This window comes from Acinetobacter sp. CWB-G5 (genome assembly GCF_019209785.1).
Classification (GTDB): domain Bacteria; phylum Pseudomonadota; class Gammaproteobacteria; order Pseudomonadales; family Moraxellaceae; genus Acinetobacter; species Acinetobacter johnsonii.
In genome coordinates this window covers 151,673-168,519 of record NZ_JAHUTF010000003.1, presented here as the reverse complement: position 1 = coordinate 168,519, position 16,847 = coordinate 151,673, and the positions used below count along the sequence as shown (strand labels likewise).

Annotated in this window: 11 protein-coding genes; 10 read left to right on the top strand and 1 reads right to left on the bottom strand. The window is 43.6% G+C overall.

The genetic code is table 11. From position 1 onward, the window contains the following. Positions 1 to 2: 2 nt before the first annotated feature. Positions 3 to 2,531, bottom strand: a complete 2,529-nt coding sequence (ponA, locus tag KVY11_RS07655) for a penicillin-binding protein PBP1a (RefSeq protein WP_218288586.1) — start codon at positions 2,529 to 2,531, stop codon at positions 3 to 5. A 165-nt stretch (positions 2,532 to 2,696) separates the two neighbouring features. Between ponA and KVY11_RS07650 the strand changes: the two genes are divergently transcribed. The 10 genes from KVY11_RS07650 (at position 2,697) to KVY11_RS07610 (ending at position 16,721) form a co-directional block, all read left to right on the top strand. Then, entirely contained in the window at positions 2,697 to 3,755 is a 1,059-nt protein-coding gene (locus KVY11_RS07650) for a pilus assembly protein PilM (RefSeq protein WP_004978085.1), read from the top strand. Beyond that, on the top strand, positions 3,755 to 4,411 hold the full coding sequence (locus tag KVY11_RS07645) for a PilN domain-containing protein (RefSeq protein WP_004691498.1): 657 nt from the start codon (positions 3,755 to 3,757) through the stop codon (positions 4,409 to 4,411). The genes KVY11_RS07650 and KVY11_RS07645 overlap by 1 nt, the downstream gene beginning before the upstream one ends. Next, complete coding sequence (locus tag KVY11_RS07640) at positions 4,408 to 5,145, top strand: type 4a pilus biogenesis protein PilO (protein ID WP_218288585.1); 738 nt, start codon at positions 4,408 to 4,410, stop codon at positions 5,143 to 5,145. The genes KVY11_RS07645 and KVY11_RS07640 overlap by 4 nt, the downstream gene beginning before the upstream one ends. Next, the gene (locus KVY11_RS07635) at positions 5,145 to 5,672 is read left to right on the top strand and encodes a pilus assembly protein PilP (protein WP_094148569.1); all 528 of its coding nucleotides are present in this window, start codon (positions 5,145 to 5,147) and stop codon (positions 5,670 to 5,672) included. Before KVY11_RS07640 ends, KVY11_RS07635 begins: the two co-directional genes overlap by 1 nt. A gap of 19 nt (positions 5,673 to 5,691) precedes the next feature. Beyond that, the gene (pilQ, locus tag KVY11_RS07630; RefSeq protein ID WP_218288584.1) at positions 5,692 to 7,770 is read left to right on the top strand and encodes a type IV pilus secretin PilQ family protein; all 2,079 of its coding nucleotides are present in this window, start codon (positions 5,692 to 5,694) and stop codon (positions 7,768 to 7,770) included. A 37-nt stretch (positions 7,771 to 7,807) separates the two neighbouring features. Further along, complete coding sequence (gene aroK / locus KVY11_RS16595; protein WP_168158665.1) at positions 7,808 to 8,341, top strand: shikimate kinase AroK; 534 nt, start codon at positions 7,808 to 7,810, stop codon at positions 8,339 to 8,341. 30 nt (positions 8,342 to 8,371) lie between these two features. After that, a complete protein-coding gene (aroB, locus tag KVY11_RS07625; protein ID WP_256350716.1) occupies positions 8,372 to 9,457 on the top strand; it encodes a 3-dehydroquinate synthase in 1,086 nt (361 codons plus the stop codon). A gap of 7 nt (positions 9,458 to 9,464) precedes the next feature. Then, complete coding sequence (locus tag KVY11_RS07620; RefSeq protein WP_218288583.1) at positions 9,465 to 10,304, top strand: hypothetical protein; 840 nt, start codon at positions 9,465 to 9,467, stop codon at positions 10,302 to 10,304. Positions 10,305 to 10,751: 447 nt separating this feature from the next. After that, the gene (gene gltB, locus KVY11_RS07615; RefSeq protein WP_218288582.1) at positions 10,752 to 15,227 is read left to right on the top strand and encodes a glutamate synthase large subunit; all 4,476 of its coding nucleotides are present in this window, start codon (positions 10,752 to 10,754) and stop codon (positions 15,225 to 15,227) included. 72 nt (positions 15,228 to 15,299) lie between these two features. Further along, positions 15,300 to 16,721 carry an FAD-dependent oxidoreductase gene (locus KVY11_RS07610; RefSeq protein WP_005401346.1) on the top strand — a complete coding sequence of 474 codons (1,422 nt, stop codon included), beginning with the start codon at positions 15,300 to 15,302 and terminating at the stop codon, positions 16,719 to 16,721. Positions 16,722 to 16,847 lie beyond the last annotated feature (126 nt).

The following is a 16,847-nucleotide window of genomic DNA, read 5'->3' as shown; positions in this document are numbered from 1 at the left end:
TATTATTGGACTTGATCAATCAAATGATCGAGCGCATCTGTTTTAGGTTTTGGTTGTTCTTTGGGTGCATGCATGGTGGGTGGGGCGCTGTTCTTTGGAACCAGCGTTTCCTCTTCACTCGGCAAATCATCAAAGTCACGCTCAGGAGCACGTGGAACCACCACCGGTGCAGGGCGATACAACGGCTGCGCCAAAGGTGGGGTTGGGCCTAAGTTACTCTGAGGTGTTTCTTTCTGATGGCGTTGAATTGGCGCTTTGGCTTTGGCATCGAGTTGAACCCAAGCCGAAGGCGTGCCTTGTAAGGCTTTGGCCATGAAGTCTGTCCATATCGGGAGCGCAGCCACACCGCCGTATTCGCGGCGTCCTAAAGTCGTTGGTTGGTCGAAACCGACCCACGCTACGGTCACCAATTTGCCATTAAAGCCTGCAAACCAAGCATCTTTTGCATCATTGGTGGTTCCTGTTTTTCCGCCCAAGTCATCTCGTCCAATACGTAGCGCAGCACGGCCTGTACCATGTTGAATCACGTCTTTTAAAATATTCGCCATATCATAAGCAGAACTGGATTTTAAAATACGTTGCGCTTGACGATAGTCACTGTTGATCTCAACAGGATTTGTCGATTTTTCAGCAGGGTTCAGCTCTTGGTTGGTGACTTCAATGACTTCATCATCAGGCGTGATGGTGTCAGCAGACTGAGGATTTGATTCTTGTTGAGAGATACAACTGATACATGCATATTCAGGGTTGTTCTGATAAATGACCTTGCCATAGGCATCTTCAATCCGATTGATGAAGTGTGGTTGAATACGATAACCGCCATTGGCAAAGGCTGAGTAACCTGTGGCCATTTGAATCGGTAAAACCTGAGGTGTTCCGAGTGCAATGGTGTAGTTGCGCGGAATCTGTTCATCGGTTAAGCCGAAGTCCATGAACAATTGGCGTGTACGTTCAATGCCCACGGTTTGCAGGAGTCGAACTGACACGGTGTTACGCGATAAATAGAGTGCACGACGCAGGGGAATCATACCTAAATAGCGACCATCGGCATTACGTGGTGACCATTTCCCTATCGTGATCGGACTGTCATTGACCATGCTATACGGTGTCATACCGCGCTCTAAAGCGAGTGCATAGACAAAGGGTTTAATAATCGAACCTGGTTGGCGCCAGCCTTGTGTGGTTCTATTAAATTTAGATTGATAAAAGTTATAACCACCGACCAGTGCTTCTACAGCGCCATTGTTTGGGTTCAGTGCAATCAGCTGGCCCTGAACTTTAGGCAGTTGCACCAAAGCCCATGAGGTTTTGTTGTCATTGGGGCGCAGACGTACAATGTCTTTTACTTTAACAATCTGAGATGCTCTTGATGGTGCACCGCCTACCGCATTTGCATTGCGATAAGGACGTGTCCAAGACATGCCAGACCATGGCACGGTTACTGTCGAGCCATCTTGCATTAAGGCATCAAAGCTATTTTGATTCACACGGGTAACTTCGGCAGGGAAGGTATTGGCAAAAGCAATAAAGCTACTTAAGGGTTTGTCATGGGCTTCCGCACCACGCCAACCATGACGACGGTCATAGGCTTCTAAACCATCTTGTACCGCTTGTTCGGCATAGGCTTGGCGTTCGCTGTTGATGGTGGTGTAGACCTTATAACCAGAGTCAATCGCATGCTCGCCGAACTTTTCAATCAGTTCGCTACGGACCATTTCACCGATATAGGGAAATCGGTTGCTTACCCCGCGGTCAGGCATATCGAGGTTAATTGGTTCTGCAATGCCTTTTTCATATTGGCTTTGGTTGATGTAGCCTAGCTGCAGCATACGACCCAAAATCCAGTTACGACGTTCTAAAGCACGTTCGGGGTTGACCACTGGATTGTATTTAGACGGCGCTTTAGGCAGACCTGCAATCATCGCCATTTGCGCAATGCTGAGTTCGTCTAAGCTTTTGTTATAGTAAATTTTAGCTGCCGCTGCGATACCGTAGGCATTTTTACCTAAGAAAATCTTGTTGACATAGAGGGTTAAGATTTCCTCTTTCGTCAAATTTTGTTCAATTTTTCGTGCCAGAAAAACCTCAGTCAACTTACGTTTTAAGGTACGCTCGGGACTGAGATAATAGTTTTTTGCCACTTGCATGGTGATGGTCGAGCCACCCGTTTGGACGTTTGACCCAGTAATACTTTCACTGACTGCACGTCCTAAACCTTTAAAACTGATGCCACTATGCTCAAAAAAAGAAGAATCTTCCGCCGCTAAGAAGGCATGAATAAAACTTCGTGGGATCTGATCGTAATCTACGGGTACAGATAGCTTGCCACCGTATTCCGAAATGAGTTGGTTATCCGCACTATAAACTTGTAAAGGTTTTAGTAATGGCGCCTTTTTTAGAGTTGTCATTTGCGGCAAAGATGGGGCAATATAGAGATACATGCCATAAAAACCCATTGGAATTGAGACCAACATTATAATAATGATCAAAAAAAATGGATGAACACGGCCCGAACAAGATAGCTTTTTCATAACAAGTAAGTTTTAATAAGAGCTAATGGCAAACTAATTAGCGGTCAGTATATCCTGTACACATACGGAATGTTAGATGAGTTATTGTATCCGTATAAAATTATAGACGCAGACTAATTAGTGGGTTACTTTTTTTGGGGATAAAAAAATAATAGGAATGATACTGTGCTCAGGTTATATCGTAAGCCAAGTAAGGGGTTAATAGGAGTAGATATTAGTTCGACTTCTGTTAAAGTATTGGAACTTTCTGTTAAAAACAATCGGTATTGGGTGGAGAGCTATGCACTAGTCCCATTACCAGAAGGAAGTGTGGTCGAAAAAAATATATTGAATCCAGAAGCAGTTGGTGATGCCCTTGAGCGTGCGGTAAATTTGGCCAATGTTCAATCGACAGACGTAGCACTGGCAGTTCCGACGTCCATGGTGATTACTAAAATCATCGAAATGGATGCCGATATGAACGATGACGAACGTGAAATTCAGATTCGTGATGATGCTGAACAATATATTCCATTCCCATTAGACGAAGCGAGTTTGGACTTTGAAGTCCTTCCAGACCGCTTAGCCAATCCCAATCGTGTCAATGTACTCCTCGTTGCAACCCGCATTGAAAATGTAGAGGCGCGTGCCGAAGCATTGGAGTTGGGTGGTTTAACGCCTAAGATTGCCGATGTTGAAAGTTTCGCCATTGAAAATGCATTCAAAGTCTTTTCAGATACGCTTCCAATGGGTGTAAACACCGTTGGGATTCTGGATATTGGTCACACCATGACCACCTTATCCGTCATGCAGAATAATAAAGTCATTTATACCCGTGAACAGGTGTTCGGGGGTAAACAACTGACTCAAGAAATTCAAAACCGTTATGGTTTGTCTTTTGAAGAAGCTGGACGTGCCAAAAAAAGCCGTACCTTGCCTGACGACTATGATATTGAAGTCCTTGAACCTTTTCTTGAAGCTGTGGTGCAACAAGCAGCACGTTCTTTGCAGTTCTTCTTTTCGTCCTCTCAATTTAATGAGATCGACCATATTTTATTGGCAGGGGGGAATGCCAATATTCCAGGACTGGCGAAGTTATTACAACAAAAATTAGGTTATCGGGTCACTATTGCCAACCCATTTTTACAGATGGGCTTTTCTCCACAAATCGACATTAAAAAAATTGAAAATGATGCTTCATCACTCATGGTGGCATGTGGATTGGCATTGAGGAGTTTTGATTAATGGCAAAAATAAACCTACTCCCTTGGCGTGATGCGTTAAGAGAGAAACGAAAAAAAGAATTTATTGCCTATTGTGTTGGGGCTGCATTAGTTGGGGTTTTAGCTGTTGCTTTGGCTTGGTTCTTTTACAGTCAAAAACTTGAAGATCAAGAACAGGCCAATCAGTTGGTGGTGAGTACCAATCAAAACTTAGATGTTCAATTAAAGTCATTGGAAGGTCTGCAAGAGCAGCGCAATGCGATTGTAGAACGGATGAAGTTGATCCAAGGTTTGCAAGGTCAACGTCCTGTGGCTGTGCGTTTAGTCGATGAAATGGTGCGTGTTACACCGAGTAATATGTATATTACTAAGTTTGTGCGTACGGGTGATAAATTTACCATTGAAGGGAAAGCGGAAAGCCCGAATACAGTTGCGGAATTCTTACGTAACCTAGAAGCATCGGCGTGGTATCGCAATGCCTTTATGAATTCATTCTTGGTTGCTGAAGAGAAAAAAGATAAAGCACCAAGTTCCATCGTGCCACGTGTTGAAGAAACCTATGGCACCTTTGTGGTCACGGCAGATTTAGATGAGATTGCACAGCCAGTAGCGCCTAATGCGACGACACCTGAAGCCGCAAGTACAGTTAATAATTCAACAGCGGGGGCAGCACAATGAGTCGCGATGAATTTGAAGAATTAACATCAGAAAACCATGCTGTAACCAAGAAAAAAATGACGGTTGATAAATTTTTTCAACAGTTTAATACCTTAGATCCAAACAATTACGGCAGTTGGCCCTTTTCAGTCAAATTGACTTGTTGGATCTTTATCATTTTAGTGATTGGAGCTTTGGGTTATTTTGTCGTGATTAAGCCGAAGCTTGATGCGATTTCAAATGCACATGCACAAGAGCAAAATTTACTGAATGAGTTTCGTGAAAAAGATTCAAAATTACGTAATTTGCAGCAATATCAAGCGCAATTGCAAGAAATGGAAGCTAATTTTAATCAGCAGTTAGAACAGCTGCCGAAAGAAACTGAAATTCCTGGCTTGGTTGAAGATATCAACGTGAGCGGCGTAAATTCTGGATTAAAGTTTAAAAATATTCGTTTAGAACCAGAAATTCGCCAAGAGTTCTTTATCGAACAGCCGATTTCCATTGAAGCGACGGGTGATTATCATTCTTTTGGTTCATTTGTCAGTGGAATTGCAGCTTTACCGCGTATTGTGACCTTGCATGACTTCGATATCTCAGCATCAAGTAACAATGATAAAAAGACGGATATTCCGCAAATTTCATACAGTGTAAAAGCGAAAACCTACCGTTATGTCGGGGCGACGGCTACAACGGATGTTGATGTAAATGATACAAAAAAAGATAAGAAAGCCAATGCGGGAGGTGCCAAGTAATGAAATATCAAAATCTCATGCTTAGTCTCTGCGTAGGACTATTCCTTGTCGGTTGTGATTCACGTATTGATGCGGTCAATATGCAAATGGCTGAAATTCGTAATCAGCCACCGTTACCGATTGAACCTGCGCCAGATTTCCCACCTGTACCGACTTTTAATTATGCCGCGCATCAATTAAAGAGTCCGTTTATGCCAAGCTCATTAGCAGCTGAACTGAAAATTATGGCCGGGAAGCGTGTTTATCCAAACTTATCTCGCCAATTACAACCTTTGGAAAGTTATGCGATTGAATCGCTTAACATGAAAGGCAGTATGCGCGGGCAAAATGGACAAATTTTGGCGTTGATTCAAACACCTGATGGTGAAATTGAACGCGTGCAGCGTGGTAGTTATTTGGGGATGAATCATGGTCGTGTGATTAATATCACCGCCACACAAATTGATTTGATTGAAATTATTCCGGATGGGCGTGAGGGCTATGTCGAGCGCCCGAGAAGCCTAGTATTAATTGGGCCGGCGCCTTAAAAAAGGAAAAGGAATAAAAATGAAAAATAGTGCTAAAGATTTTATATTTGGGGATGGCAATACGATGAACCATACGTTCCGTCAGTTTTCAATGGGTGCAATTGCAATGGCGGTGATGCAGGCTGCAAGTGCGCAAGTCAGTATTACGAATATTGTGCCGATGCAAATTCCAGGACAGGGAACGGAAATTCGTGTCATGTTCAACGGTTTGCCACCACAGCCGCAAGCCTATCAGTTGGAACAGCCATCACGTTTGGTTTTGGATTTTGATAAAGCACAGCAGAGCTTAAAACAAGGCAGTATTGCGGTGGCAACGGCTGAAGCAAGTACAGTAGATGTAACTTCAGATGCGCAGCGTTCACGTTTAACTGTAAATTTGGCTGATGCCGGTGCATTTACTACACGTGTTGAAGGTAATACCTTTATTCTGAAAATTAATTCAGCGAACCCAGCGCTAGCAACACCTGTTGCTGCGGCGCGTTCAGAGCAAGGTATTTCGAATATTGGCTTCCAGCGTGGTTCAGACGGTGAAGGCCAAGTTGTCATTGATTTAAAAGGTAGCAATACCCCTGTCGATGTGAAACAGCAAGGCAGTAAAATTGTGGTTCGTGTTTTGGGAAATAAAATTCCTGCCCATTTATCACGTCGTCTCAATGTGAATGATTTCGCAACACCAGTCTCGACCATTGATGCACAAAACGATGGTAGTAACGGCCTGATTACGATTCAATCGAATGGCAGTTTTGAATATATGGCTTATCAGGCAGAAGATAAGCTCACCATTAGTTTAAAGCGTCCTGAAGATAAGAATCCAATGAAGCCTAAAGCACCAAGTGCTTATACGGGCAAAAAGATTTCTTTAGATTTTCAAGATATTGAAGTGCGACGTGTATTACAGCTCTTAGCTGATTTTACAGGCATTAACATGGTGGCTTCGGACACCGTACAAGGCAATATCACTTTACGCCTTAAAGATGTCCCGTGGGATCAGGCACTTGATATTATTATGAAAACCAAGAATTTGGATAAGCGCCGCAATGGTAATGTGATTTGGATTGCCCCTGTTGCTGAACTGATTAAATCTGAGGAAGATGAAGCCAAAGCCATCGCACAAAGCATTAAACTTGCTCCGATTCAAACTGATTACATTCAATTGAGTTATGCAAAATCAGCGGATGTGTTGAAATTGTTAGAAGACTCTCGTGATAGTAAGGGAAGTGTATCGAACCGTACAGCGGGTTCAGAGTCATTGGCTTTAGAAAGCTTATTAAGCGCTCGTGGTAGTGCGGTTTCTGATTCGCGTACCAATACGCTAATTATTAATGATACGCAGCAAAATATTGACAAGATCCGTCGCATGATTGACTTGTTGGATGTCGCAGTGAAACAGGTGATGGTCGAAGCCCGTATTGTCACAGCATCAACAGACTTTTCTCGCGAATTGGGGATTAAGTGGAGTGCGAAGAAGCTGGGCAATAGCCCAGTGTGGGGCGGAGATTTCCAGCCAAGTTTTGATTTGGGTGTGGATTTAGCAACAAACACTGCTGGTACGTTTAACTTTGGTTTATTGAAAATTTCAGACTATATGTTGAACCTTGAGTTAAGCGCACTTCAAGCGGATGGTCATGGTGAAGTGCTATCAGCGCCTAAAGTACTTACTGGCGATAAACAGAAAGCCTATATCTTGCGTGGTACAGAGATTCCTTATCAAACATGGAGTGCGACAGAAGGCTTAAAAACCGAATTCCGTGCGGCAAATTTAAAGTTAGAAGTGACGCCAAGCATTACCCCAGATGGTAAAGTTCAAATGGCGCTCATGGTTGAGAAAGACTCGATTGGTGATATCACCAATGATGGTATTGCAATTGATACCAGTGAATTACAAACTAATGTCTTAGTTGATGATGGTGAGACTGTCGTATTGGGTGGTATTTTTGATGATACGAAACGTAATGACTATCAAAAAGTACCATTCTTGGGTGATTTACCTGTGGTGGGTAACTTATTTAAGAATAATGTCAAAACGACGATACAAACGGAGTTATTGATTTTTGTGACACCACGAATTGTTAATGACAGTGTTTCAAGAAATCATTAATATATTTTCAATTTGAACAAATCTAAAAGGTGACTCCTTGCCAAGCAAAGAGTTTGAAACCCTACCAAATATTTATTTGGTAGGGCCTATGGGGGCTGGAAAAACAACGGTAGGACGACATTTAGCTGAACTGTTAGGGCGCGAGTTTCTTGATAGTGATCATGAGATTGAGCGTAAAACAGGGGCAACGATTCCATGGATCTTTGAAAAAGAGGGTGAGCTTGGGTTTCGTAGTCGTGAAACGGTTGTAATTGATGAGTTAACCTCTCGACCCAACTTGGTCTTGGCCACAGGTGGTGGGGCGGTGACTCAGGCTCCAAATCGCGCATTTCTCAAACAACGGGGTATCGTTGTTTATCTTTATACTCCTGTAGAGATTCAACTACAGCGAACTTATCGTGATAAAAATCGCCCACTGCTTCAAGTGGAGAATCCTGAACAAAAGTTAACTGACTTACTCAGCGTTCGAGATCCTTTATATCGTGAAGTTGCCCATTATATTATCGAGACCAATCAAGGGGCTGCACGTGATCTTGCGCAGCGTATCTTAAGCTTGATTCTTGTAAAGTAGTTTTGATTCAGTTTTGAAGTGATTTGATCCATGCAAACCTTATATGTTGAACTTGGCGAACGCCGTTACCCGATCTTTATTGGTAGTGATTTAGATCCAAAAGTTTTACTCGAGCCGTATATTCATGGTCGCCAAGTGATGATTGTGAGTAATGAAACGGTCGCGCCTTTGTATTTAGGTCGTTATGTCACAGCAATTGAAGCGTTGGGTAAATCAGTTGCAATCTGTATTTTGCCCGATGGTGAAAAATATAAGAATATTGAGCACCTCAACCTGATTTTTGATGCATTGTTAGCGTCAGGCTTCAACCGTGATTGTACAGTTTTAGCTTTAGGTGGTGGTGTGATTGGTGATATGGCAGGCTTTGCTTCGGCATGCTTCCAGCGTGGGGTCTATTTTATTCAGGTGCCAACCACACTTCTTTCACAGGTTGATTCGAGTGTCGGTGGTAAAACAGGGATTAACCATCCGCTGGGTAAAAATATGATCGGGGCATTTCAGCAACCGCAAGTGGTCTTGGCGGATATGTCTCAACTTAAAACGCTGCCACCACGTGAGTTATCTGCAGGTTTGGCAGAAGTCATTAAGTACGCACTCTTGGGTGATACTGACTTTCTCGCTTGGTTGGAGCAACATATAGATGATTTGGTGCAGGGTGATGAAGCTGCACTGGCTGAAGCTGTGTATCGTTCTTGTGCCCATAAAGCGCGTATTGTTGCCAATGATGAAAAAGAACAAGGTGAGCGCGCCTTATTGAATCTTGGGCATACCTTTGGACATGCGATTGAATCTTATCTAGGCTATGGTGAATGGCTCCATGGAGAAGCTGTGGCAACAGGTATGGTGATGGCAGCAGATTTATCGCAGCGTATGGGATGGATCAGTGCAGAAGATTTGGCGCGTACAAAAAATATCATTCAACGCGCGAATTTACCGATAGTATGTCCGCAGATTCCCCTCGATGACTTTTTGGCGTATATGGCTCATGATAAAAAAGTCTTGAACGGGCAACTGCGTTTGGTTTTGATGCAAGCGGTAGGACAGGCCATCATTACCAAAACATTTGATGTAGAATTGATGAAACAGGCGATTTTAGCCAACCAAGAGCAGGCATAACTTTATTATGGCAATAACCCTTCGAACCCAGTGGCAGACAAAGCAAAATTATATTTGGCTTGCATTCGGAGGGGTATGCTTGTTTGGCGCTTTAGTCTTTTGGGCTATTACAGATCAAGAGACTGTGGTTGAAGTTGAAAAAAAAGCTGAATCCGAAGTTGAGTTACAAATTCAGCCAGAAAAAGTCGCAACCACTGCACATTTAGGCTCATTCCTCGATGAAGTAAAACCTTTGGATATGACGACACGTGTTGTAGCAATCGCGCAGCATGAAGCTGAATTCCGTGGGACCAAATTTATTCAGGAAAATAAAAAGAACAGTACAATTGAACTGTTTAGAGTCTCAGAAGAGGCGATTATTAAGCGCTTTTTGCAGAGGCAATCTGATCGTCAAGCGTTTAGTTACTTAAGGCTGACAGGTGAAAACCAAATTGAGCAATATGTGCTGATCTATGGTGTATATAAAAATGCCAATGAGGCGCAAAAGGGATTGGCGGACTTAAAACTGACGTTGCCGAAGTCGGTGAAACCCAAAGTTGAAAAAATTGAAAGTTATGCTGAATATGTCAATGATCTCGGTTCTGATGAACTTGGACTTAGCAATAAGCTCTATGCTGTGCAGTTGAAACCAGCTGCTGTGCCCGTGATTGATGAAGCCGTGCTTGCTGCGCGTCAACAAGCGGCACGTGCAGCAGTTGCACAAAATAAACAATCGACAACATCGACGACGGTTACTCGTCGTGATGCGGATGGAAATGTGGTTGATGTGCAAAAGTCACAAACAACCGTAGAGAATGCGCCACAAAATAAAACAAATGAACCTGAAGTGACCGACCCATTTAATTAAAATTGGTTCATTATGGCGCATCAAAAAATGTAAATTTCATATACGCACAAATATAGTGCAATAAATTGATTGTCTTCGAACTTTGTTTTTACTTAAAAAACACAAACCTAATAAAACTAAAGCGCTTAACACACAAAATAAATAATTGGCACAAAACTTGCTTTAATGGTGCATGAATTGAGTTGATGTCACTGTTTTGGCGCAAAAAAGATTCGATTTATGTGCGAAATAGTAGCGGCCAAATGCCTTAAATAGGTGCGTGACTGCTGCATACATTTTTTCAATTAAGACATGCATAAAGACGAAAATCAGTCTATCTTGGGTGTGAAGAAAAAATGCTGTACTTCAATCAGAATCTGAATATGAGTCAATTGAACGAATCGGCAAGAAGTAATTAGATTGTTAGACGCCCGACAGGGCCTGTAGAAAGAAGGGTACGCTATGCACATGCCATCGCCTAATACTGTAGCTCCCGCTCAAGGTTTATACCAACCGGATGAGTTTAAAGATAACTGTGGTTTTGGTTTAATCGCCCATATGCAGGGTGATGCAAGCCATGATCTTGTCAAGACTGCTATGCACAGTCTGAGCTGTATGACCCACCGCGGTGGTATTGCTGCAGATGGTAAGACAGGGGATGGTTGCGGTTTACTCTTAGCAATGCCAAAACAGTTTTTCCGTGAAGAAGCGAAAAAACTCAGTGATATTACGCTCAGTGAGGTTTTTGCTGTCGGTACGGTGTTCTTAAGCCTCGATCCAGCAATTGCAGCACATGCAAAACAAATTCTAAGCAAAGAAATTGAATCTGAAGGTTGCCGAGTATTGGCGTGGCGTGTGGTCCCGACCAATAACGATGCTTTGGGTTCGATTGCAATGCAGTCACTTCCTGCATTTGAGCAAATTATTGTGAACTGCCCAATGGGTGTGTCTGAAGTTGAGTTTAACCGTAAACTCTTCTTGGCACGCCGCCGTGCAGAACAGCAGCTTACTAATGACGCTTCATTTTATGTAACTACATTATGTTCAACAGTGATTAGCTATAAAGGCTTGATGATGCCTGAAGCGATTGCTGATTTTTACACAGACTTGGCAGACCCACGTCTTGAGTCACATATTGTGGTGTTCCACCAACGTTTCTCGACCAATACTTTGCCGCGTTGGCCTTTGGCTCAGCCATTCCGTTATCTTGCACACAATGGTGAAATTAATACCATTACTGCGAACCGTAACTGGGCGATGGCGCGTACGCCAAAGTTTGAAAACCCATTATTGCCTGGTTTAACTGAGCTTAACCCAATCGTGAACCGTACTGGCTCGGATTCTTCAAGCTTAGATAACATGCTTGAAATTCTTGTGGGCGGCGGTATGGACTTGTTCCGTGCATTGCGTATGTTGGTTCCGCCAGCATGGCAGAACGTGGAAACGTTAGATGCTGATTTACGTGCATTCTATGAGTTTAACTCGAAGCATATGGAAGCGTGGGATGGTCCTGCTGGTCTCGTGATTCAAGATGGTCGTCATGCGATTTGTATGTTGGACCGTAATGGTTTGCGTCCAGCTCGTTGGGTGATTACCAAAAATGGTTACATCACATTGGCATCTGAAATTGGTGTATGGGGCTACGAGCCTGAAGACGTGATTTCTAAAGGTCGTGTCGGACCAGGTCAAATTCTAGTGATCGATACTTTCACAGGTAAAATGCTTGACACTAAAGATGTCAGCACGCATTTGAAAAAAATGCGTCCTTATCGTGAATGGTTACGTGAAAACTCAGTTCGTGTACAAGGTAGTCCAGAGCTTGAAGAGTATTTATGTGATCAAGGCTTAAAAGGCGATGACCTGAAAGCATCACAAAAAATGTTTATGGTGACCTTTGAAGAGCGTGACCAATTACTTCGTCCAATCGCTGAAAGTGGTCAGGAAGCAGTGGGTTCAATGGGTGATGATACGCCAATGGCGGTTTTGTCTCGCCAAGTGCGTCATGTATCGGATTACTTCCGTCAACAGTTTGCTCAGGTCACAAACCCACCAATCGACCCATTACGTGAATCGATTGTGATGTCATTGGAAACGTGTTTAGGTCGTGAGCAAAACGTTTTTGAACAAAGCCCTGAGCATGCGGATCGTTTGATCATTTCAAGCCCAGTGTTGTCAAATTCGAAAATGCATCAAATCCGTACGTTGGGTCGTAAGGGTTATGAAATTGCAGATATCGATTTAAATTATGCGGAAGATGAAGGTCTAGAAGCTGCAATTGCACGTATCTGTGAAGAAGCAGCGCAAGCGATTCGCGACGGCAAAACCTTATTGGTGTTGTCTGATAAGAAAATTCGTCAAGGTTTCTTGCCTGCCAATGCACTGATGGCAACTGGTGCAGTGCATCACTATTTAATCAATGTCGGTTTGCGTACGGATGCCAATATTATTGTTGAAACAGCCTTGGCGCGTGATCCGCATCAATTTGCGGTTATTTTAGGCTTTGGTGCAACTGCGATTTATCCATACTTGGCTTATGACGTGATCAATGACTTGGTTGCAAAAGGCGAGCTATTGGGTGACCCAATCCAAGCGCAAGTGAATTTCCGTAAAGGCATTGAAAAAGGCTTGTTAAAAGTCCTTTCAAAAATGGGGATTTCAACGGTGGCCTCTTACCGTGGTGGTCAGTTGTTTGAAGCGGTGGGTCTGTCTGAAGAAGTGGTTTCAAAATGCTTCACGGGTGTGCCAAGCCGTATCAAAGGTGCAACCTTTGTTGACCTTGAAAATGACCAAAAGAAATTGGCCGATACCGCATGGAAAACACGTAAACCAATCGATCAAGGTGGTTTGCTAAAATTTGTCTTCGACAAGGAATACCATGCATTCAACCCAGACGTGATCAATGCTTTGCATAAATCAGTGCGTTCTGGTCAATATACAGACTTTAAAGAATATGCTGAGCTGGTGAATAACCGTCCAGTGGCAACAATTCGCGACCTATTAAAGTTAAAAACAGACAACTCGATTGCTCTAGATCAAGTGGAGTCTGTAGAAGCGATTTTACCGCGCTTCGACTCTGCAGGCATGTCATTAGGTGCATTGTCTCCTGAAGCGCATGAGGCGATTGCGATTGCGATGAATACCATTGGTGGCCGTTCAAACTCGGGTGAGGGCGGTGAAGATCCAGCGCGTTATGGCACCATTCGTAACTCGAAAATCAAACAGATTGCATCAGGTCGTTTTGGTGTAACGCCTGCGTATTTAACCTCTGCTGAAGTCTTGCAGATTAAAGTAGCGCAAGGGGCTAAACCGGGTGAAGGTGGTCAATTACCAGGTGGTAAAGTGAATGGCTTAATTGCACGTTTACGTTATTCGGTGCCGGGTGTGACCTTAATTTCTCCTCCACCGCACCATGATATTTATTCAATTGAAGATTTATCACAATTGATCTTTGACTTAAAACAAGTCAATCCTCAGGCGATGGTTTCAGTGAAACTGGTGTCTGAACCAGGTGTTGGCACCATTGCCGCAGGTGTGGCAAAAGCCTATGCCGACTTCATTACCATTTCAGGTTATGACGGTGGTACAGCAGCATCGCCATTGTCTTCAATTCACCATGCAGGTTCGCCTTGGGAGTTGGGTCTTTCTGAAGCGCATCAAGCACTTCGTGTCAATGACTTACGTGGTAAAGTCCGTGTTCAAACTGATGGTGGTTTGAAAACAGGTCTGGATGTGGTGAAAGCAGCTATTTTAGGTGCTGAAAGTTTTGGCTTTGGTTCTACACCAATGATTGCTTTGGGTTGTAAATACTTACGTATTTGTCACCTGAATAACTGTGCGACAGGTGTTGCAACGCAACAAGATCATCTACGTCAAGAACATTATATTGGCGAACCACAAATGCTCATCAACTTCTTCACCTTCATTGCTGAAGAAACACGTGAGTGGCTGGCAGCGTTGGGTGTTTCAAGCCTCAAAGACTTGATTGGTCGTACAGATTTGCTTGAAATGCTTCCAGGTGAAACGGAGAAACATGCGCACCTTGATTTGAGCGCATTACTGGAGTCTCATCCTTCTGCGCAAGGTAAGGCACAGTACTGTGAAGTTGAAGGTAACGCACCGTTTGATAAAGGCTTGCTTGCTGAGAAAATGGTTGCTGAAATGCTACCAGCAATTGAAGCTGGAACCACAGGTGAATATCACTTCAGCATCGGTAACTGTGACCGTTCAATTGGTGCACGTATTTCAGGTGAAATTGCGCGTCGTTATGGCAACCTCAGCATGGAAGCGCACCCAGTGAAGATGAACTTGGTGGGTACTGCGGGTCAATCCCTCGGTGTTTGGAACGCAGGTGGTTTGCATATTCGTTTAGAGGGTGATGCGAACGACTACGTGGGTAAAGGCATGGCAGGTGGTCGTGTGTCGATCTTCCCGCCAAAAGGTTCGCCTTTCCAAACTCAAGAAACGGCAATCATTGGTAACACTTGTTTATACGGTGCAACGGGCGGTAAATTGTTCGCGGCAGGTACAGCAGGTGAGCGTTTTGCAGTACGTAACTCGGGTGCTTTCGCTGTAATTGAAGGTGCAGGCGATCACTGTTGTGAATATATGACAGGTGGTATCGTGACTGTACTCGGTAAAGTGGGGCACAACTTCGGTGCGGGTATGACAGGCGGTTTTGCTTACGTTCTTGACCTTGATAATGACTTCGTTGATCATTACAACCACGAGCTGATTGAGCTGAATCGTATTTCGACTGAATCGATGGAAGAACATAAAGAGTTCTTAAGCCGTATCTTAGATGAACACATTGCTGAGACTGGTAGTGCTTGGGCGTACAAGATCCGTAACGAGTTTGATTTCTACAGTCGTAAATTCTGGTTGGTGAAACCGAAAGCTGCCAACTTACAGACTTTGTTGAAAACCACTCAAGCTGATCCACAATAATTCCACTACTGCTGATACATAGGCAGGTGCAGACGATAGATAAACGGGCTGCACCTACCCACGGAGAGAGACATGGCAGAGCGCCTAAACAATGACTTTCAATTTCTGGATGTAGCACGCCAAGATCCAGAGAAAAAAGAGATTCAGGTCCGCAAAGCAGAGTTTGTGGAAATTTATAAACCTTTTACAGCGGAAGTGGCAGCAAATCAGACCCACCGTTGTTTAGGGTGTGGTAACCCATACTGTGAATGGAAATGTCCAGTACATAACTACATTCCAAACTGGTTAAAATTGATCGCTGAAGGCCGTATTTTCCAAGCAGCAGAGCTGTGTCACCAAACCAACACGTTGCCAGAAGTGTGTGGTCGTGTTTGTCCGCAAGACCGTTTATGTGAAGGGGCTTGTACCTTAAACGATGGTTTTGGTGCAGTGACGATTGGTAACGCTGAAAAATATATCAATGACACTGCGTTTGCACTGGGCTGGCGTCCAGATATGTCTTCAGTAAAGTGGACAGATAAAAAAGTCGCGATCATTGGTGCAGGCCCTGCGGGTCTAGGCTGTGCTGATATTTTGGTGCGTAGCGGGGTTAAACCTGTAGTATTCGACAAACGCCCTGAAATTGGTGGTCTACTGACTTTTGGTATTCCAGAATTTAAAATGGAAAAAGATGTGATGAAGCGTCGCCGTGAAATCTTCACTGGCATGGGCGTGGAATTCCGTTTAAATACTGAAATTGGTACAGATGTCACCATCGATCAATTGCTTACTGAATACGATGCGGTGTTCATGGGTATGGGTACTTATACCTACATGAAAGGTGGCTTCGCAGGTGAAGATCTAAATGGTGTCTATGATGCATTGGATTTCTTGATTGCCAATGTCAACCGTACTCAAGGTTGGGAAAAAGACCCAAGTGAGTACATCAGTGTTGAAGGTAAAAAAGTGATTGTTCTTGGCGGTGGTGACACAGCAATGGACTGTAACCGTACCTCTATTCGTCAGGGTGCAGAAGTTGTAAGCTGTGCATACCGTCGTGACGAAGAAAACATGCCAGGTTCACGTCGTGAAGTGCAAAATGCCAAAGAAGAAGGTGTGAACTTCTTGTTTAACCGCCAACCAATTGAAATTGTAGGTGAAAATGGTAAAGTCACAGGCGTGAAAGTGGTTACGACCCAACTTGGCGAGCCTGATAGCCGTGGTCGTCGCAGTCCAGAACCAATTCCGGGTTCAGAAGAAATTTTACCTGCAGATGCAGTTTTATTGGCATTTGGTTTCCGTACCAGCCCTGCGGATTGGTTTACAAATGTGAATATTAACCTTGATGGTTCAGGTCGTGTAGTTGCGGCTGAACAGCAAACCTATAAATTCCAAACCTCAAACCCGAAAATCTTTGCGGGTGGTGATATGGTTCGTGGTTCAGACCTTGTTGTCACAGCGATTTGGGAAGGCCGTCAAGCAGCTGAAGGTATTTTGGATTATTTAGACATTTAATCTAAATCGTTCAACACAAAAACCCGCTTCGGCGGGTTTTTTTTTGATCACTATTTGCCTGAGATGATATGAAAGAGGTGGTTCGGGGTAGATCGAAAGAGATCTGGTGGTAAGTTCTGTAAAAAT